The organism is Pseudomonas yamanorum (assembly GCF_013386765.1).
Lineage (GTDB): Bacteria > Pseudomonadota > Gammaproteobacteria > Pseudomonadales > Pseudomonadaceae > Aquipseudomonas > Aquipseudomonas yamanorum_A.
Genome location: NZ_JACARE010000027.1, coordinates 122,360 through 141,310 on the forward strand (window position 1 = coordinate 122,360; position 18,951 = coordinate 141,310).

Consider the following 18,951-nt stretch of genomic DNA (forward strand, 5'->3'; position numbering starts at 1 on the left):
AAAAGCCCGCTGACCGTTACCGGTTCAGCGGGCTTTTTACATCGGTTTGGTCCTGAATCAGGACCTCACCGACGTCTTACAGTGCGAGGTCAGAAGCTGGCTTGCTCGGCTCAGCCGCAGGCTTGGCAGCCTCGGTGGCTTTTGGAGCAGTCAGCTGCGGAATCGCTGGCGGAGGCGTCAGCTGCAGAATGTTGGCGGTGTAGGCCCATTCTTTAGCAACAGCTTCAGGGCTGTCGTTCAGCTTGGTGCCGTAGCTAGGCACGATCTGGTGCAGCTTTTCCTGCCAGGCCGGGGACGCAACCTGTTCCTTGAACACTTTCTGCAGCACGGTCAGCATGATCGGAGCCGCGGTGGACGCGCCTGGCGATGCACCCAACAGGCCTGCAATGGTGTTGTCGGCGGAGCTGACCACTTCGGTACCGAGTTTCAGGACGCCGCCCTGCTCTTCGTCACGCTTGATGATCTGCACGCGCTGACCGGCTTGCCACAGGCGCCAGTCGGATTGCTTGGCGTTCGGGAAGTACTCTTGCAGCGCCTTGAAGCGGTCGTCATCCGACAGCATCAGTTGGCCAGCGAGGTACTCGACCAGTGGGTATTCGCGGATACCGACTTTGGTCATTGGCCAGATGTTGTGGGTGGTGGTGCTGGTCAGCAGGTCCAGGTACGAGCCTTCTTTCAGGAACTTGGTCGAGAAGGTGGCGAATGGGCCAAACAGAATCACGCGCTTGCCATCCAGCACGCGGGTGTCCAGGTGCGGAACCGACATCGGCGGTGCGCCAACCGACGCTTTACCGTAGGCCTTGGCCAGGTGCTGCTCGGCAATCGTTGGGTTATCGGTCACCAGGAACGAACCGCCAACAGGGAAGCCTGCGTATTCCTTGGCTTCAGGAATGCCCGACTTCTGCAGCAGGTGCAGTGCACCGCCGCCCGCGCCGATGAACACGAACTTGGCGTCAGTCGACGTCTTGGTGCCGTCTTTCAGGTTTTTGTAGCTGACACGCCACGAACCATCGGCGTTCTTGGTGATGTCCTGCACTTCGCTCGACAATTTCAGGTCGAACTTCGGCGTAGTTTGCAGGTGAGCGACGAACTGGCGGGTGATCTCGCCGAAGTTCACGTCCGTACCGATCGGGGTCCATGTGGCCGCGATTTTCTGGTTCGGGTCACGCCCTTCCATCATCAGCGGGACCCACTTCTTGATCTGCACCGGGTCTTCGGAGTACTGCATGCCGGCGAACAGCGGGCTCGCTTGCAGCGCTTCGTAACGCTTCTTCAGGAACTTGATGTTGTCATCGCCCCACACAAAGCTCATGTGCGGAGTGGAGTTGATGAACGAACGCGGGTTCTTCAGGACGCCCTGCTGAACCTGCCAGGACCAGAACTGACGGGAGATCTGGAACGCTTCGTTGATCTCGACCGCTTTCGGGATTTCAACGTTGCCGTTCTTGTCTTCCGGGGTGTAGTTCAGCTCAGCCAAAGCCGAGTGACCGGTACCGGCGTTGTTCCAGCCGTTGGAGCTTTCTTCGGCCACGCCATCGAGGCGCTCGACCATCTCCATCGACCAGTCCGGTTGCAGCTCGTTGAGCCACACACCCAGGGTCGCACTCATGATGCCGCCGCCGATCAGCAGCACATCGACTTTCTTTGCCTCTTCCGCGTGAACGGACGTGATCCCCATCGACAAAGCCAGCCCCAGCAGGGCAGTGTTTACTTTTTTAAACATCAGTAGCACCTATGATAAAACGCCATCCGCCCCACCGCCCCTGATCATGGGCAACCCTCAATCACGCTGCGCCAGGCAACGCACCGCGGGGTTTGCACATTCACATGAGGACCGCAGGGTGGGCACACAAGGCCGACGTATCGACCTCACTTTTATGTCCCTTCTGCGCTGACTTCTTATCATTATTGGCTTCAGCTACCTGGACGACAGCCAACCGCCGGGACGTATACGGGTGTACGCACCGGAGAAAGACTAGACCAAGACGGCGCGCAGAATATCACGGCAAACAGCCGGTATGCGCTGTTTGGCCAATTGACAGCTCTAAATCGCGGGTTTTAACGCCCAAGTGTCAAGCGCGACAGGCGCGACGTGGGGTCACAGGCCGCTTGATGAAACTGAACTCTGCGGCATAAGGCTGTTCTAGACAGCTTCGTCGCTGCTTGCGTAGCATCGGCGGCTGTCCTTCGTGCACTTCTTCCAAACAGAGTTACCCATGACTATCCAGCAAACACCCGGGCACGTGCTGCCCGCGCGCAGCGCCGCCAAAATGGAAGCTGCCATGGCCGTGGGCGCCTTCGCGATCGGCACCGGCGAATTCGCCATCATGGGCTTGATGCCCGACATCGCCCACAATTTGAATTTGAGTGAACCTCAGGTCGGCCACGCCATCAGCGCCTACGCGTTGGGCGTAATGGTCGGCGCCCCGCTGCTGGCCATCCTCGGCGCCAAGCTGCTGCGCAAACACATGCTGCTGTTGCTGATGGGCCTGTACGCCCTGGGCAACCTCGCCACCGCCTTCACCCCGACCTTCGGCTCGCTGGTGGCCTTCCGCTTCATCAGCGGCCTGCCCCACGGCGCCTACTTCGGCATCGCCGCCGTGGTCGCCTCCAGCATGGTGCCCAACGACAAACGCGCCGGCGCCGTGGCCCGCGTAATGATGGGCCTGACCCTGGCCATGCTGCTCGGCAACCCCATCGCCACCTTCCTCGGCCAACACCTGGGCTGGCGCTCGGCGTTTGCACTGGTCAGCGTGATTGCCCTGTGCACCATCGCGTTGGTCTGGCAGTTCGTACCGGATCGCCACGACGAACCCCGCAGCGACCCGCGCAAAGAACTGCGCGCCTTCACCAAACCCCAGGTGTGGATGGCGCTGTCCATTGGCGCTATTGGTTTTGCCGGGATGTTCTGCGTATTCAGCTACCTGGCGCCGACCATGCTCGAAGTGACCAAAGTATCGCCGCAGTGGATTCCATTCGGCTTGGCCGCGTTTGGCGTAGGCGGCATCATCGGCAACATCGCCGGCGGCAAACTGTTTGATCGCCTGCAATTTCGCGCCGTGGGCTGGATCATGGTGTGGTCGATGGCCGTGCTGATTTTCTTCACCTTCGCCGCGAGTTCACTGTGGAGCGTACTACTGGGCATCGGCCTGGTCGGCACCATGATCGCCATGGCCGCGCCGTTGCAAATCCGCTTGATGGACATTGCCCATGAAGCGCCGAGCCTGGCGGCGGCGTCCAACCACGCGGCGTTCAACCTGGCGAACGCGCTGGGCCCGTGGCTGGGTGGGATGGCGATTACGGCGGGGTATGGGTGGACCAGCACTGGATACATCGGTGCTGCAACAGCGTTGGTAGGTTTGGGCATCTACCTGATCGCCCGCCGCATGAAAGGCGGCCACTAACGCCACACTTCCAAAGCCTGCCCACGATCCAGTGTGGGAGCGGGCTTGCTCGCGAAAGCGGTGGGTCAGTCACTGAGTAAATGACAGACCCACCCGCTCAGTCAGTCATCATGCATCAACCCCGAACCATACTCGCCATAACTACTCCCAAGCGCACTGCCCCCGAAATTCATCTTGGCGGCTTTGCTGGGGCTGTGGTCGCCAAAGGCCTGGCATCCGCCGGTGAAACAAGGGTCGCTGCTCACTTCCGACGAACCCGTCGAACAAGCGCTCAACAGCAACGCGCCGGCAATCATCACGACTTTGACGAGGTTGGAGATCATTTTTCAGTTCCCTTGGCTGGAGGCGTAGGCATATACGCTGATGGAGCGAGCGTAGACCTCAAAGTCTGTGGGAATTATGAAACTTTGCCGTGCGACAGGATTGGTTCAGCTTGATGTCGTTTTGCGACGAATTATCCCGGCACATATTCTGATTGGCGATATCAACAGTTAGCCCCTACATATTAAAGCCGACCGGGCATCAATTCAGATGAACCTGCGACCTACGTACAGGGAAGCTCAAGTAATGGCTAAAGACGAAAAAACCAGTGAAAGCGTCGCTTCAAAGGCAGCCAAGCTGCTGGCGGATCCAAGCACTCCCCCGGATGTGAAATCTGTCGCAGCGTCGGCGCTGACTCAAGCGCCGGACAAAAAGAAGAAATAGGGGAACGGCGCCAGGGCGGCGGAAGCTCTGGCACTGACCGCCACGGGAGCAGGCACATTCCTGTTAAACTGTCGGCCCTTCGCCTTATCCACCTCAGATCCTAATGTCCTCACCTATAGCACCAACGCCATCGTTCTCCCGTCGCTTTTCTGTTGCTCCGATGATGGATTGGACGGACAGACACTGCCGCTTCTTCCTGCGCCTGCTGTCCAAAAACGCCCTCCTCTACACCGAGATGGTGACCACCGGCGCAATCCTCCACGGCGACCACGAACGCTTCCTGCGCCACAACGAGGCCGAGCATCCGCTTGCGTTGCAGCTGGGCGGGAGCGTCCCTGCCGACCTGGCCGCCTGCGCCCGCATGGCCCAGGACGCCGGCTATGACGAGGTGAACCTCAACGTCGGCTGCCCCAGCGACCGGGTGCAGAACAACATGATCGGCGCGATCCTGATGGCCCACCCGGCCTTGGTGGCGGATTGCGTGAAGGCAATGCAGGACGCGGTATCGATCCCTGTCACGGTTAAGCACCGGATCGGCATCAACGGCCGGGACAGTTACGCCGAGCTATGCGATTTCGTCGGCCAGGTGAAAGACGCGGGCTGCACCAGTTTCACCGTGCATGCGCGAATCGCCATCCTGGAAGGTCTGTCTCCGAAGGAAAATCGGGACATTCCGCCATTGCGCTACGACGTCGCCGCCCAGTTGAAGCAGGATTTCCCGGAGCTTGAGATCATTCTCAACGGTGGGATCAAGACCCTTGAGCAGTGCCAGGAGCATCTGCAGACCTTCGACGGAGTGATGCTGGGCCGTGAGGCTTATCACAATCCGTATTTGCTGGCCGAGGTGGATCAACAGCTGTTTGGCAGCACTGCGCCGGTGATCACCCGCGCGGAGGCGCTGGCGCAGTTGCGGCCTTATATAGCCGAACACCTGGCAACAGGTGGCTCGATGCACCACATTACGCGCCACGCACTGGGGCTGGGGACCGGTTTCCCAGGGGCGCGCAAGTTTCGGCAGTTGCTGTCGGTGGATATTCATAAGGCCAGTGATCCGCTGGCGTTGCTGGATAAGGCCGGGGAGTTGTTGGAGGGGCGGTGATTGGGGTGTCAGTGGGTTTATTGGGTGGCTGATACGATGCTTTCGCGAGCAAGCCCGCTCCCACATTTGGATGGGGGCGCATCAGGGAGATTGGTGTGGTTTTGAGGGCCTCATCGCAGGCAAGCCAGCTCCCACAGTTTGAGCGGGGTGGTCATCGGGCAGTCGGGTTGAACCTGCCGGCGGTTTTGGCCTCCTAGTTAGCAGTGGCCGGTGTTTCAAACGGCTGTTTTCAGGTTGTTGCCCTCGCAAACGATCGAATGCATTTGCGCCCTTGAGCGGCTGTCAGCGCTCGGGTAATGTCATCAGACCCACAGGACAGAGCACGCCCATGACTTCCAAGCTGGAACAACTCAAGCAATTCACCACCGTAGTAGCCGATACCGGCGATTTTTCTACCCTCGCCAAGCTCAAGCCACAAGACGCCACTACCAACCCTTCCCTGCTGCTCAAGGCCGCGTCGATCCCAGGCTACGCCAAGCTGCTGGACGAGGCTGTTGCCGACTGCAACGGCGATGTAGGCCTGGCGAGCGACCGTTTCGCGGTCGCCGTCGGCCAGGAAATCCTCAAAGTGGTGCCCGGCCGCATTTCCACTGAGGTGGATGCCCGCCTGTCGTTCGACACCGACGCCGTACTCAAGCGCGCGCACCGTCTGATCGACCTGTACGACAAGGCCGGCATCAGCCGTGACCGCGTGCTGATCAAGATCGCCTCCACCTGGGAAGGCATCCGCGCCGCCGAGCAGCTGGAAAAGGAAGGCATCCAGACCAACCTGACCCTTTTGTTCTCCTTCGCCCAAGCCGTGGCTTGCGCTGAAGCCGGCGTGTTCCTTATTTCGCCGTTCGTGGGCCGTATCTACGACTGGTACAAGAAGGCAAACGGCAACGACTACACCGGTTCCGATGATCCGGGCGTGCAGTCGGTGACGCGCATCTACAACTACTACAAGGCCAATGGCTACAAGACCGTGGTGATGGGTGCGAGCTTCCGTAACCTGAGCCAGATCGAAGAGCTGGCCGGTTGCGACCGCCTGACCATCAGCCCGGACCTGCTGGAAAAACTGGCAGCCGACAACGGCAAGCTGGAGCGCAAGTTGGCACCAGGCCACGCAGGTGAGGCACGTGTGCACCTGACCGAAGCGCAGTTCCGTTGGGAATCCAACGAAGATGCGATGGCCACCGAGAAACTGGCCGAGGGCATTCGTCAGTTCGCCCGTGACCAGGAAAAACTCGAAGCGCTGTTGACCGCCAAGCTCTAAAAACGGGCGACGGCAAAAAGGGCGGTACCCTCGCGGGTACCGCCCTTTTTCGTGCCTGGCTCTTTTTTAAAAGAGGCAGCTATAAACTCAATGGCGCTCCAGTGCATTCACCAGGTCGTGGAACGCCTCGCGGTTGGAGTCGTTCAAGCCCATCAGGATCTTGTGGGCTTCCAGCACCTTGACCCGTACCACTTCCTCGGACTGGTCCTGGGACGGCAGGTCGGTCAGGCATTCCGGGCACGGGATCGGGCGGTCAACGATGTTGAACACTTGATCGAAGCCCATGGACTGCAACAGACGGGTGATGTCTTCGTGGGTGGTGACGACGGTCGGCAGCAGTCCGACCTTCTGCCGAGACAGAATGGACAACTTGGCCAACAGCCCAAGGGTGGTGCTATCGATGCTGCGGGTTTCGGTCAGATCGATCACGATCGCCGAGAAATTCAAGGCTGTGAAAATCCGCTCAATCGTCGCATCCAGCGCTGAACACAAGGTCAGGCGCACTTCACCGACAAACTTCAGGACAAAAGTCCCGTCTTGCTCGGCGAATTGGATTCTTCCGGTACTCATCAAAGATTCCTGCTCAACACCAATAGGGCGATATCATCCGGCATCTCCCCTAGCGTGGCCAATCCAAAAACCTGCCGCAGGCCATCCAGGCTGCCGCCCGCCGACCTGACCCGTTGGGGTAAGGCGGCTTCTTTCTCTTTGAGTGTAGGCTCTGACAAAAGGTCCAGGATGCCATCAGACATCAGCGTGAGGCTGAATGTCGGCGGCAGTTCCAGGATGTGGTCTTCGTAGGTGGCTTCATTGAACAAGCCAACCGGCAAACCACGCCCTTCCAGGTAGCGCACACTGTCTGGAGTGTATAAAACCGGCAATGGCAGGTGACCGCCAATGCTGTAGGTCAAAAGACCTGTTTCTTCATCTATCACGCCGCCGACCATCGTCACGTGCTTGCCCAGCTTGCAGCTGATCAGGCCCCGGTTGATGTGGCCCAGCACTTGCGACGGGGTGAACTCCGGCAAGGTGCCATTGCGCTTGGATTCGAACAACAGCCGTGTGGTCATGAATTTCAACAACACGGTCACGAATGCCGATGAGGCGCCGTGGCCGGAAACGTCGGCCAGGTAGAACGCGACACGCCGCTCATCAACGCGGAAGTAATCGACAAAATCACCCGACAGGTACAGCGACGGGATGATCTGGTGGGCAAACTTGAACTCGTCGATGCTCCACGGGCTCACCGGCAGCATATTCATCTGCACCTGGCGACCGGCGTTCTGGTCTTCCTGGAGCAGGTTCAGGCTGGCTTCGAGTTCGCGGTTGGCGGTTTCGAGCTTTTCACGGTAACGCTGGTTTTCCAGCAGCAACCGTGCACGATCCAGTGCACGACGCACCGAGTGCTCCAGTACGGCCAGGTCTTCCAGGGGCTTGATCAGGTAGTCGGCGGCGCCCAGGCGCAAGGCCTCGACAGCATCGTTCATCACGCCGGCACCGGACACGACGATCACCGGCGTCTGCGGGGCAATGTCGGTCACCTGGCGGATCAGCTCGAGGCCGCCCACCTGAGGCATGCGCAGGTCGCAGATAACCAGGTCGGGCTTGTCGCGCTCGAACACCTGGAGACCCTGGAGGCCGTTGCTGGCCTGCAGGACACTGAAGCCACTGTCTTCCAAATAGGCCGCGAGACTCGCGCGCACTACTTCGTCGTCATCGATTATCAGCAGCGTGGCACTGGTTTTCTGCATGTGGGCAAACGGCGCCAGAATTAGGTTGGCGTAGGCAGCTCGACAATGGCCGGGCTTACTACTGGATTCGCTTTCTAGCCTCTCTGTCCTACAAAACGCTGGGATATTTCCCGTGCACAAAGGTAAAGCAGAGGTGCCCTTCTAAGGCGCAGACGGTACTCCCATCCGCCAGGGGTTTCAAGCTCATGGCGATGGTCGCCGGGCGTCTTTACATCGCAAATCACCGGTGGTTATAAGAACGTATAAAACCGAGACTTAAAGTAAGGACGTAACTCACGGATAAACCTCGAATCCCGCCCACGAAAAAGGCGACCCGAGGGCCGCCTTCTTCATTTAAGCCTCAGGCTTAAAAGTCGTCTACAACCTTGCCATCCTTGACCTTGAACTCGCGATTCTGCAAGTAGGCGTTACGGATAAAGGTGTATTTGTCGCCGCTGATCAGCTTCTCGGAGGACAGCAGGCTGGCACGTGTGTCGACGATATTCAGGCCGAAGGTGCTGTTGCGCCAGCCGATGTCGTTCATGTAGCGGTAGGGCTGGGTGTAGCTGTCCACGTACTTGGACGGTGCATCACGCAGGGTGCTTGGGCCCAGCAGTGGCAGCATTACGTAAGGACCACTGCCAACGCCCCAGTGACCGAGGGTCTGGCCAAAATCTTCGTCATTGCGTTGCAGCCCCATTTTGGTGCCGACATCAATGAAGCCCAGCACGCCGAACGTGGTGTTCACCAGCAAGCGGGCAGTGTCGACGCCGGCAGCGTGCGGCTTGAGTTGCAACACGTCGTTGGCAAAGTTGCCGACATCGCCGATGTTGCGGAAGAAGTTGTGAACGCCGTCCTGCACGAACTGCGGGGTCACGAACTGATAGCCTTGGGCCAATGGCTTGAGGGCGTAGGTGTCAACGGTGTCGTTGAAGGTGAAGATCGGGCGGTTGACGCTTTCCCATGGATCATCTTCCGAGGCCGCCTGGGCCGCGAAAGGAACCAGCAATACGCTGGCACATACGGATAGCTGAGCTAGACATTGGCTCCAGCGCATAGCTTGAACTCCTTGAATGGTCTGTCATGGGCGCTATGCCCTGAATGTGGCCGTCAGTATATGACGGAAGTGTCAGATTAGGCAGCCTTGCAGAAATGTCATTCCGGTAAATGCACAAAATTCCTACAAATAGAACCGATGTAACCTGCTTGTCATCGGCGTCCGCTAGCGTGACTGCTATTTCAGGGACGTCGAAATGCCCCACGCCGAAGTTGTTGCTGCCAGCGCCCCGTCCTTGACGGCCGTATTGTTCGGGCTGAGTGGTTGCCTGGTGGATTTTGGTTCCCAGGCCCGCGCGGACTCAGCGCCCTCAATCGACCCCCACGCCACCGTCGGCGCCCTGAAGATCCTGCGCAGCCTCGAAGAACAGCGTGTGCCTTGTGCATGGCTGGACGAGCTCCCTCTGTCGGTTTCCACACCCTTGGCCGCCGGGCTACCCCGCTGGATCAAGGCCACCCAGCCCTCCTCCACCCGCTGGCCCGCGCCCCACGCTTGCTGGCAGGCTTTGATGGAACTGAACATCGAGCGCCTGGAAGGCTGCGTGCTGGTCAGCGGCGAGCCGCGCCTGCTGCAATCCGGGCTCAACGCCGGCCTGTGGACCATCGGCCTGGCTTCCTGCGGCTCACTGTGCGGGCTTTCCCCGGAGCAATGGCAGGCACTCAACGAAAAGGAACGCGAGCACAAGCGTGCCAAGGCTACTGTCGCGCTGTATGGCCTGGGCGTGCATTCGGTGATTGACCACCTCGGCGAACTGCACACCTGCCTGGCAGACATCAGCCTGCGCCAGCTCAAAGGCGAGAAGCCCTGATCGAGATCATGCACAGTCGGCGCCAGTGGATTAATCTACAGGTCAGCCCGTAGACCTTTCACGGCGTGCCGCGGTCTATGCCAGTGCCTATCGATAAAAGGAAGAACGCCATGCCTGCCCGCGAACAACTGCAAGAACAGGTCAAAATTTTGCGCGAGCAATTGGATCAGAATCCAGAGATGCCACTCGAAAAGCGCGAAGAGCTGCAAACATTGATTGCTGAACTGGAAGTTCAGGAGCCGCTGGAAGGCGCCATTCAGGATCCAAGTATCGCCGACGGTGTGAACCTGGCGGTGGAACGCTTTGAGCTGGACCACCCGGGAATTGCCGGGACCTTGCGCAATATCGTCGTGACCCTGGGCAATATCGGGATCTGACACACCCGGATACCAAACAAAAGCCCCGCCATGAAAGCGGGGCTTTTTGTTTTTATTGGCGCGCCAGACGCACGTTCTGGAACTGCACAGCTTCCGTACTGCGATACGGGTTGATATCCAACCCGCCGCGACGCACGTACCGCGCATACACCGTCAATTTTTCCGGCTTGAGCAGGCGTTGCAGGTCGAGAAAGATCCGCTCCACGCACTGTTCATGGAAGTCCGAGTGCTGGCGGAAGCTCACCAGATACTCCAGCAGGCTGGCATGATCCAGCGCCGCGCCACGGTACTCCACCGCCACGCTGCCCCAGTCGGGCTGGCTGGTCACCGGGCAGTTGGACTTGAGCAGATGGCTGTGGACGCTCTCCTCCACCACGCGCGAGTCATCGCAACGCAACAGTTCCGGGCGCGGGTGCTCGTAGTTGCTGACGGTAATGTCCAGGTCATCAATGCACACACCCGGCAAAGCGACCACACCTTCGGCTTCAACCTCGCCCAGGCTGCGGATGCGCACGCCTACCGGTTTGCCGGCGGCTGCACTCAGGTCGGTGCGCAAGGTCGCTTCAAGGCTCTGCACATCGGCAAACGCGGTCTGGTTCAACGAGTTGAGGTACAGCTTGAAGGATTTCGACTCGATGATATTCGGCGAGTCGGCCGGGATGCTGAATTCACCGATGGCCACCACCGGCTTGCCGGATGGCAGCAGCCAGGACAGTTCGAAGCAGTTCCAGAAGTCCACGCCTTTATACGGCAGGGTCTCGGCGCTCAGGCCCAGCTCGGCCCACTTGGCGGCGCGAGGGATCGGGAACAGCAACGAAGGGGTGTAGGTGGAGATGTATTCACTGGACTTGCCCAGCGGCGAATGTTCGGCTGCGGGATGCATGGCGGAAACCTGGCTAAATAAACGCGGCCATTCTACCCGCCTTTGCACCCCCGTGGCTTACTGGCTGACCGTCAGCTTGCCCACCATGCCCGCCTGGTAGTGGCCGGGGATGTTGCAGGCGAACTCAAGGCCAGTGGCCTTGGTGAAGGTCCAGGTCAGTTCGGCGGTCTTGCCCGGCTCTACCAGCACGCTGTTAGGGTCGTCGTGTTTCATGCCGCCCATGTCGCCATGACCCATCGCACTGTGGTCCATTTTGCCCATGCCTGTTGCCGTCAGCATGCCGCTGGCCTGCATTTGCAGCATTTCTTTCTGATGCGCCGCGTGCATGGCGGCGTCTCCAAGGTTGAACTCGTGGAGCAACTGGCCTTTGTTGACCAGCACAAAGCGCACGGTCTCACCGGCTTTTACATCGATGGCCTTGGGCGAAAAGGAAATATCCTGCAGCACCACTTCCACTGTACGGGTGGCCTTGGCGGCCGGTGCAGCTTCACCGAAGGCGAAAGTTTCAGCCGGGGACGCCAGCACCGGAAGACTCAGCGCCATCAGGCAGCCGGCCAACAGCCAGGATTTACGCAAAAACATGCTCACACTCCAAAGGTTCGGAATCAGTCTGTGGGACACTTTACGAACGCGCCGCTGCCAGCCAACTGACGGCCAGATTACAACTTTGTCAGCTTGAGCCTACCGCCGGGTGTGCGCTGTATAAAGTCTGTGTTTACGTAAAGCCATGAGCCGCCCATGAAACTGCTGATCGTCGAAGACCAACCGAAAACCGGCCACTACCTGCGCCAGGGCCTGGCCGAGGCCGGGTTCAACACCGAACTGGTGGCCGATGGCACCAGCGGTCAGCACCTTGCGCTGACCGGCGACTACGACCTGTTGATCCTCGACGTGATGCTGCCGGGCCGTGATGGCTGGCAAATCCTCCAGGCCGTGCGCGGTGCCGGGCTCGATATGCCGGTGCTGTTCCTCACCGCGCGGGACGCCGTGGAAGACCGGGTGCACGGCCTGGAACTGGGCGCCGACGACTACCTGGTCAAGCCCTTCGCCTTTTCCGAGCTGCTGGCCCGAGTGCGCAGCTTGTTGCGCCGTGGCAGCAGCCCGCCCCAGGAAACCAGCCTGCAACTGGCCGACCTGCGCCTGGACCTGATCCGCCGCCGGGTGGAGCGCGACGGCCAACGCATCGACCTCACGGCCAAGGAGTTTTCCCTGCTGGAACTGCTGCTGCGCCGCCAGGGCGAAGTGTTGCCCAAATCGCTGATTGCCTCCCAGGTGTGGGACATGAATTTCGACAGCGACACCAACATCATCGAAGTCGCGATCCGCCGCCTGCGCCTGAAAGTCGACGATAACTTCCCCAACAAGTTGATCCATACGGTGCGCGGCATGGGCTATGTGCTCGAGGAGCGGTTCAGTTGATGAAACGGATTTCCCTCGCCAGCCGCCTGGCGCTACTGTTTGCCGGCTGCACCGCCGTGGTCTCATTGTTGGCCGGCGTGCTGTTCAACCACGCCAGCGAGGCGCACTTTATCGAGCTGGACCAGCAGTTGCTCGACGGCAAGCTGGTAGCGCTGCGCAGCACATTGCAGGGTGCCTACACGCCTGAGCTGTTTGCCTTACGAGAAGTGAAGCTACGGGACGAACTCAATCGCCAGCCTGACCTAGCCCTGCGCATCACCTCAGGCGATCAACGCTGGTTCGACGGTGCACCCGGCATCACCCTGCCCCGGGCGCCGGGCCTGCACAGCCTGCAGAACGCCGGGACCGACTACCGCGTGTACAACGCGCCACTTGTTCCGGGTGACCCTGACTCTCCACGACTGACGCTGATGCTCGACATCACCCACCACCAACACTTCCTGCAACGCATGCAGCATCTGATCTGGTTGACGGTCGGCCTTTCCGCCCTGGCCACCGCCCTGCTCGGTGCATGGGCCGCCCGCAGCGGCTTGCGCCCTTTGAGGCGCATGAGCGAAGTGGCCAGCAGCGTGTCCGCCCACTCCCTGACCCAGCGCCTGCCCCAGGAGCAAATGCCCGCCGAACTGGCGGAGCTGGCCCAGTCCTTCAACGCCATGCTTGGGCGCCTGGATGATGCGTTCCAGCGGCTCTCGGCGTTTTCTGCCGACATCGCCCATGAGTTGCGCACCCCACTGTCGAATCTGCTGACACAGACCCAGGTCATCCTCACGCAGCCACGGCCGCTGGAGGACTACCGCGAGGCCCTGCACAGCAATCTGGAAGAACTGCAATGGATGGCGCAGTTGGTCAATGACATGTTGTACCTGGCCAAGGCCGACCATGGGCTGCTGGTGCCCAAGCGCGAAACCTTGATGCTGGCGGACGAAGTGGATGCCTTGCTGGAGTTTTTTGCGCCATTGGCAGAGGACGTCCAGGTGCGCCTGGTTCAAGAAGGCGGCGCCAATACCTCAGGTGACCGCAGCATGTTGCGCCGGGCGATTTCCAATCTGCTGGATAACGCATTGCGGTTCACGCCGGCGGGGGGCGAAGTCAGTGTGCGGATTACCGAGGGCACGCAAGGCGTGAGGTTGAGCGTGGAAAATGCCGGGGAAGGCATTCCAGGGGCGTTGTTGCCAAGGTTGTTTGATCGGTTTTACCGGGCAGATCCGGCGCGGCATGAAGGGAGTAGCGAGCACGCGGGGCTGGGGCTGGCGATTACCCAGTCGATTGTGCGGGCCCATGGCGGGCGGATCTTCTGTGAGTCTGGGCCGGGATGGACGCGGTTTGTGATCGAGTTGCCGCTAGGGCATTGATGCAAGCTGTTCCGGCCTCATCGCGGGCAAGCCCGGCTCCCACATTAGACTGAGTTGTTCTGGCGAACGCGGTCAAATGTGGGAGCTGGCTTGCCTGCGATAGCGGTCTTAAGAACTACGAATACCTGAGGGCATGCGCCGGCTCGATCTTCGCAGCCCGATACGCCGGATAGATCGTCGCCAGAAAGCTCAACACAAACCCCGCCGAGCAAATCAGCAGCACATCCCCACCCTGCAATTCCGAAGGCAGGTTGCTGACGAAATACACGTCCGAACTGAAGATATGCTGCCCGGTCACCCGCTCCAGCCAACCCACCAGTTCACTGACGTTCAGCGCCGCAATCACGCCGAGGATGCCGCCGATCAACGTACCGACGATGCCGATCACCGTGCCCTGCACCATGAAGATCGCCATGATCTGCCGCGGCGTGGCACCAATGGTGCGCAGGATCGCAATGTCGGCGCCCTTGTCGTTCACCACCATGATCAAGGTCGCGATGATGTTGAACGCCGCCACGGCAACGATCATCAGCAACAGCAGGCCGATCATGGTCTTTTCCATCTTCATCGCGCTGAACAGGCTGCCCTGGGTGTGGGTCCAGTCGTCCGCCTTGTAGTCAGCGCCGAGGCTGGCGGCGATGTCCGCCGAGACCTTGGGCGCCGCATACAGGTCTTTCACCGCCAGGCGCACGCTTTGCACCTGGTTCGGTTCCCAATGCTGGATCTCTGCCGCGTCGGCCATGTGGATCAGGGCCATGGAGCCATCCAGTTCGGCGCCCACCTTGAACACACCGACTACGTTCAGACGCTGCATGCGCGGGGTAATGCCACCGGGCGCGCTGCTGATTTCCGGCACGATCAGGGTGAGCTTGTCGCCCACGTTCAGGCGGAAACGCCGAGCGGTAATTTCGCCAATCACCACACCGAACTCGCCCGGCTTCAGGTCTTCCAGATGGCCCTGGACGATATGCTGGGCCACGATCGACACCTTGCCTTCCTGGGCCGGATCAACGCCGCTGATCTCGATCGGCTGCATCGCGCCCTTGTAGGAAAGCATGCCGTCCATCTGTGTGAACGGTACCGCAGCGGTGACTTCAGGATTCTTCATCGCCGCATCCGCCACCGGCTGCCAGTCGCTGATGGGCTTCACCCCAACGATGGTCGCATGGGGCACCATGCCGAGGATGCGTGAGCTCATTTCCCGCTGGAAGCCGTTCATCACCGACAACACCACGATCATCGCCAGCACGCCCAGGGCGAGGCCGATCATCGAGGTCATCGAGATAAACGAAACAAAACGGTTGCGGCGCTTGGCGCGGGTATAGCGCGTGCCGATGAAAATCGATAACGGTCTGAACATTCGCGGGCACCGTTGAAAAAATAGAAAACCCGGCGTCAGGCGCCGGGCTTGAAACAGGTCAGATGGCGACCAGATGACCTTCCTGCAGGTGCAGCACACGGTCCATCTGACGGGCCATGCTCATGTCATGGGTCACCACCAGGAACGCGGTGCGCATCTGGGTGCTCAGTTCCAGCATCAAGTCCTTGATGCCCTGGGCGGTGTGGGAGTCGAGGTTGCCGGTAGGCTCGTCGAGCATCACCAGGCCCGGGTTGTTGACCAGGGCGCGGGCAATCGCCACACGCTGGCGCTCGCCGCCGGACAGTTCAGCCGGTTTGTGCTCCAGGCGATGGCCCAGGCCGACCCGCTCCAGCAACGCCTTGGCACGCTGGCGTGCTTCCGGGATCGCGGTCTTGCCGATCAACAGCGGCATGCAGACGTTTTCCAGGGCGGTGAACTCAGGCAGCAAGTGGTGGAACTGATACACAAAGCCCAACGAACGGTTACGCAACTGGCCGCGGGCCTTCTCGCCCAGGGCCGACAGTTCTTCGCCGGCCAGCCAGACGCTGCCCTGGGACGGCGTATCAAGGCCGCCCAACAGGTTGAGCAAGGTACTTTTGCCGGAACCGGAACTGCCGACGATCGCCACGCGCTCGCCCGGGTGCAGTTCCAGCTGCAGGTTGGACAACACCACCACGGATTCCGGGCCTTCCTCGTAGGATTTGCCCAGGTTGCGGCAGCTCAGGATTGCTTTTTCACTCATGCCCGATTCACTCATAACGTAAAGCCTGCGCCGGCTGGGTACGTGCCGCGCGCCAGGCTGGATACAGGGTGGCAAGGAAACTCAGGACCAACGCAGCGGCGCCGACCATCAACACGTCCTGGCTCTGCACCTGGGACGGCAAGTAGTCGATGAAGTAGACGTCGGAGTTCAAGAATTTGTGGCCGATCAACACTTCCAGCCCGGCGATGGCGGCGCTGACGTTCAGCGCAGCGAGAATCCCCACCACGGTGCCGATCAGGGTGCCGACGACGCCGATCACCGTGCCCTGGACCATGAAGATCGCCATGATCTGCCCCGGCGTGGCGCCGAGGGTGCGCAGGATAGCGATATCGCCCTTCTTGTCGTTCACCACCATCACCAGCGTGGAGATGATGTTGAAGGCCGCCACGGCGACGATCAGCAGCAACAGCAGGCCGATCATGGCTTTTTCCATGCGGATGGCCTGGTACAGGTTGCCGTGGGTACGGGTCCAGTCGCGGGCGTAGTACTGGTTTTCACCCAGGTGCTGGGCGATTTCCCACGAGGTACGCGGCGCGTCGAACAGATCGTTGAATTTGAGGCGCAGGCCCTGAACCTGGTCCGGCTTCCAGCGATGCAGGCGGGCCAGGTCGGTCAGGTTGGTCAAGCCCAGGTAGCCGTCGATCTCGCCGGCGCCAACATGAAAGATGCCGACCACGGTGAAACGCTTCATGCGCGGGAACATGCCGGCCGGGGTCACGGTGACTTCCGGCGCAACGAAGGTCAGCTTGTCACCGATGGCTACGCCGAGCTTGGCCGCGGCCTTGTCGCCGATAACAATGCCAAAGCTGCCGGGCGACAAGTCGTCCAGTTTGCCCTGTTGCATGAAGTTATCGATGATCGAGACGTTGCGTTCCTGTGCCGGATCGATGGCATTGAGCAGGACTTTCTGCACTTTGCCGTCGTTGGTCAACAGGCCCTGCATCTGGGTGAAGGGCGCAACCGCCAGCACTTTGGGGTTCTGCTTGACCTTGGCGGCCAGGCTTTGCCAGTCGCTGATGGGCTCACCCGACTCGATGGTCGCGTGGGGCACCATGCCCAGCACGCGGGTGCGCATCTCATGATCGAAACCGTTCATCACCGAAAGCACCACGATCATCACGACAACGCCAAGGGCGAGCCCGATCATCGAGGTCAAGGAAATGAACGACACAAAATGATTGCGACGCTTTGCACGGGTATAACGCGTGCCAATAAATACGAAGAGAGGTCTGAACATGTCGGGGCTTGTTCGGAGGAAAAGAAGACGTCCCGGTGGCGGGGTCTGGTAAGCAGCTTTACACTCAGACCATCACCGCTGCCTTGGGTTCGCCATGTCGACATTAGATGAAGAAGATCGCCGCGAATACTACCGTATCGAGGACATGATCGCACTGGAAATTACCCCGCTGTCGGGCCCGGAAGCGCTGAGCAAGGAAGTATTGCTGGATGATTCTCCGCTGTTCAATCTGCTCAGCGAGTTGCACCTGAGCGAATTCGAATCCCAGCACCTGCTGCGCCAGATCGGCGAGCGGGATCGCACCCTCGCCGCCTTCCTCAAAGTGCAGAACAAACGCATGGATTTGCTCAGCCAGATCATGGCGCAAAGCCTGCTGGGCGAGATCGGTACGCCGCAGCCCGTGGTCATCTCCGAAGGCGGCATCGAGTTCCTGAACCCTACGGCAATCCAGCCCGACAGCCACCTGGCGGTCAAGCTGGTGCTGATGCCACAAGCCCTCGGCCTGTTACTGCGGGCCAAGGTCACCCATTGCGATGCCAAGACCGGCGGCTTTGAAGTCGGCACTGAATTCGAAGCCATGACCGATGCCCAACGCCAACTGCTGGCGCGCTATATCCTGCAAAAGCAGGCGCAGGAACGGCGCCTGGCGCGGGAAAAAAGCGAAGAATCCGACACCTGAAGACGAACAATGAATGGCGCGTCGCGTCATCCATCCAGCCAGCAACCCTGGCGTAAAGGAGCAACTGTGACCCTGATTTATGGCCACCGCGGTGCCAAAGGCGAAGCACCGGAAAACACCCTGACCAGCTTCCAGGAATGCCTCAAGCACGGCGTGCGCCGTTGCGAACTGGATTTGCACCTGTCCATGGACGGCGAGCTGATGGTCATCCATGACCCGACCCTCAAGCGCACCACCGACCGGCGCGGCAAGGTCGTCGAATACTCAGCCGCCGACCTGGTGAAGATGGACGCACGCAAAGGCGGCCCGGGCTGGGTCAATCCCTGCCCGATCCCACGCCTGGAAGAACTGTTCGAAAAATGCGACTTCGATCACTGGCAACTGGAAGTCAAAAGCGCGTCACGCACCCGCGCGGCAACCACCGTGCTGGCGATCCGGGAAATGGCCCAGCGTTTCGGGCTGATGGACAAGGTCACGGTCACCTCAAGCTCGCGGGAAGTATTGAAAGCTGCGCTGGACCTCACCCCGGACCTGTCCCGCGGACTGGTAGCCGAATACGCCTGGCTCGACCCGTTGAAGGTAGCGGCCAACTATGGCTGTGGGATTCTGGCGTTGAACTGGACGCTGTGCACCCCTGAGCGTCTGGAAAAAGCCCAGCGCCAGGGTTTGCACGTGTCCGTGTGGACCGTCAACGAACCCGCGCTGATGCGCAGGCTCGCCGACTTCGGCGTAGATAGCCTGATTACAGACTTTCCCGGTTTGGCCACTGCCACTCTCGGGAATTACTGAAATCGGTCTCCCCGGCCGGCTCAGGCCACCGGCC

20 protein-coding genes are annotated in these 18,951 nt (G+C 60.2%); 10 read left to right on the forward strand and 10 right to left on the reverse strand.

Annotated elements, in window-relative coordinates; all coding sequences use genetic code 11:
- Positions 1–76 precede the first annotated feature (76 nt).
- Positions 77–1,723 (reverse strand): malate dehydrogenase (quinone), encoded by a 1,647-nt coding sequence (gene mqo, locus HX875_RS21915; RefSeq protein ID WP_177045625.1) that lies wholly within the window; start codon positions 1,721–1,723, stop codon positions 77–79.
- Between the two features lie 493 nt (positions 1,724–2,216).
- Between mqo and HX875_RS21920 the strand changes: the two genes are divergently transcribed.
- Positions 2,217–3,404: an MFS transporter gene (locus HX875_RS21920; protein WP_177045626.1), complete on the forward strand. Its 1,188-nt coding sequence runs from the start codon at positions 2,217–2,219 to the stop codon at positions 3,402–3,404.
- 101 nt (positions 3,405–3,505) lie between these two features.
- Here HX875_RS21920 and HX875_RS21925 read toward each other — a convergent pair whose 3' ends face one another.
- Positions 3,506–3,727, reverse strand: coding sequence for a hypothetical protein (locus HX875_RS21925; protein WP_177045627.1), 222 nt, complete (start codon positions 3,725–3,727; stop codon positions 3,506–3,508).
- A gap of 244 nt (positions 3,728–3,971) precedes the next feature.
- Here HX875_RS21925 and HX875_RS21930 point away from each other — a divergent pair, with 244 nt between their 5' ends.
- From HX875_RS21930 to tal, 3 genes are all read left to right on the forward strand, one after another.
- Positions 3,972–4,109 (forward strand): hypothetical protein, encoded by a 138-nt coding sequence (locus HX875_RS21930; protein WP_176438721.1) that lies wholly within the window; start codon positions 3,972–3,974, stop codon positions 4,107–4,109.
- Positions 4,110–4,212: 103 nt separating this feature from the next.
- A complete protein-coding gene (gene dusA / locus HX875_RS21935; RefSeq protein ID WP_177045628.1) occupies positions 4,213–5,208 on the forward strand; it encodes a tRNA dihydrouridine(20/20a) synthase DusA in 996 nt (331 codons plus the stop codon).
- A 328-nt stretch (positions 5,209–5,536) separates the two neighbouring features.
- Positions 5,537–6,463, forward strand: a complete 927-nt coding sequence (gene tal, locus HX875_RS21940) for a transaldolase (protein ID WP_177045629.1) — start codon at positions 5,537–5,539, stop codon at positions 6,461–6,463.
- Between the two features lie 87 nt (positions 6,464–6,550).
- Here the strand turns inward: tal and rssC are convergent, their stop codons facing one another.
- The 3 genes from rssC to HX875_RS21955 all read right to left on the reverse strand — a co-directional run bounded on the left by rssC (position 6,551) and on the right by HX875_RS21955 (position 9,250).
- Entirely contained in the window at positions 6,551–7,033 is a 483-nt protein-coding gene (gene rssC, locus HX875_RS21945; RefSeq protein WP_003218919.1) for an anti-sigma factor antagonist RssC, read from the reverse strand.
- Positions 7,033–8,214 carry a two-component system response regulator RssB gene (gene rssB, locus HX875_RS21950; protein WP_177045630.1) on the reverse strand — a complete coding sequence of 394 codons (1,182 nt, stop codon included), beginning with the start codon at positions 8,212–8,214 and terminating at the stop codon, positions 7,033–7,035. Before rssB ends, rssC begins: the two co-directional genes overlap by 1 nt.
- A gap of 346 nt (positions 8,215–8,560) precedes the next feature.
- Positions 8,561–9,250 carry an MlaA family lipoprotein gene (locus HX875_RS21955; RefSeq protein ID WP_029616133.1) on the reverse strand — a complete coding sequence of 230 codons (690 nt, stop codon included), beginning with the start codon at positions 9,248–9,250 and terminating at the stop codon, positions 8,561–8,563.
- Positions 9,251–9,446: 196 nt separating this feature from the next.
- Between HX875_RS21955 and HX875_RS21960 the strand changes: the two genes are divergently transcribed.
- Together HX875_RS21960 and HX875_RS21965 are read left to right on the forward strand one after the other, a co-directional pair.
- Positions 9,447–10,058 (forward strand): HAD family phosphatase, encoded by a 612-nt coding sequence (locus tag HX875_RS21960; protein WP_177045631.1) that lies wholly within the window; start codon positions 9,447–9,449, stop codon positions 10,056–10,058.
- A 110-nt stretch (positions 10,059–10,168) separates the two neighbouring features.
- Positions 10,169–10,435, forward strand: coding sequence for a DUF4404 family protein (locus HX875_RS21965; protein WP_003218929.1), 267 nt, complete (start codon positions 10,169–10,171; stop codon positions 10,433–10,435).
- Between the two features lie 52 nt (positions 10,436–10,487).
- On the opposite strand, the gene queF is transcribed toward HX875_RS21965, so the two are convergent.
- Together queF and copI are read right to left on the reverse strand one after the other, a co-directional pair.
- Positions 10,488–11,318, reverse strand: coding sequence for an NADPH-dependent 7-cyano-7-deazaguanine reductase QueF (gene queF / locus HX875_RS21970; RefSeq protein WP_177045632.1), 831 nt, complete (start codon positions 11,316–11,318; stop codon positions 10,488–10,490).
- 57 nt (positions 11,319–11,375) lie between these two features.
- A complete protein-coding gene (gene copI, locus HX875_RS21975; RefSeq protein ID WP_177045633.1) occupies positions 11,376–11,900 on the reverse strand; it encodes a copper-resistant cuproprotein CopI in 525 nt (174 codons plus the stop codon).
- Between the two features lie 156 nt (positions 11,901–12,056).
- Between copI and HX875_RS21980 the strand changes: the two genes are divergently transcribed.
- The gene (locus HX875_RS21980) at positions 12,057–12,737 is read left to right on the forward strand and encodes a heavy metal response regulator transcription factor (protein WP_177045634.1); all 681 of its coding nucleotides are present in this window, start codon (positions 12,057–12,059) and stop codon (positions 12,735–12,737) included.
- On the forward strand, positions 12,737–14,089 hold the full coding sequence (locus HX875_RS21985; protein WP_177045635.1) for a heavy metal sensor histidine kinase: 1,353 nt from the start codon (positions 12,737–12,739) through the stop codon (positions 14,087–14,089). Before HX875_RS21980 ends, HX875_RS21985 begins: the two co-directional genes overlap by 1 nt.
- Before the next feature lie 115 nt (positions 14,090–14,204).
- Here the strand turns inward: HX875_RS21985 and HX875_RS21990 are convergent, their stop codons facing one another.
- The 3 genes from HX875_RS21990 to HX875_RS22000 are packed head-to-tail and all read right to left on the reverse strand — an operon-like array spanning position 14,205 to position 17,449.
- Positions 14,205–15,449 carry a lipoprotein-releasing ABC transporter permease subunit gene (locus HX875_RS21990; protein WP_010176339.1) on the reverse strand — a complete coding sequence of 415 codons (1,245 nt, stop codon included), beginning with the start codon at positions 15,447–15,449 and terminating at the stop codon, positions 14,205–14,207.
- A 58-nt stretch (positions 15,450–15,507) separates the two neighbouring features.
- The gene (gene lolD, locus HX875_RS21995; protein ID WP_017477213.1) at positions 15,508–16,191 is read right to left on the reverse strand and encodes a lipoprotein-releasing ABC transporter ATP-binding protein LolD; all 684 of its coding nucleotides are present in this window, start codon (positions 16,189–16,191) and stop codon (positions 15,508–15,510) included.
- Positions 16,192–16,198: 7 nt separating this feature from the next.
- Positions 16,199–17,449, reverse strand: a complete 1,251-nt coding sequence (locus HX875_RS22000; protein WP_177045636.1) for a lipoprotein-releasing ABC transporter permease subunit — start codon at positions 17,447–17,449, stop codon at positions 16,199–16,201.
- A gap of 94 nt (positions 17,450–17,543) precedes the next feature.
- Here HX875_RS22000 and HX875_RS22005 point away from each other — a divergent pair, with 94 nt between their 5' ends.
- Positions 17,544–18,128 carry a PilZ domain-containing protein gene (locus HX875_RS22005; protein ID WP_177045637.1) on the forward strand — a complete coding sequence of 195 codons (585 nt, stop codon included), beginning with the start codon at positions 17,544–17,546 and terminating at the stop codon, positions 18,126–18,128.
- Positions 18,129–18,194: 66 nt separating this feature from the next.
- A complete protein-coding gene (locus HX875_RS22010; RefSeq protein WP_177045639.1) occupies positions 18,195–18,917 on the forward strand; it encodes a glycerophosphodiester phosphodiesterase in 723 nt (240 codons plus the stop codon).
- Positions 18,918–18,951 lie beyond the last annotated feature (34 nt).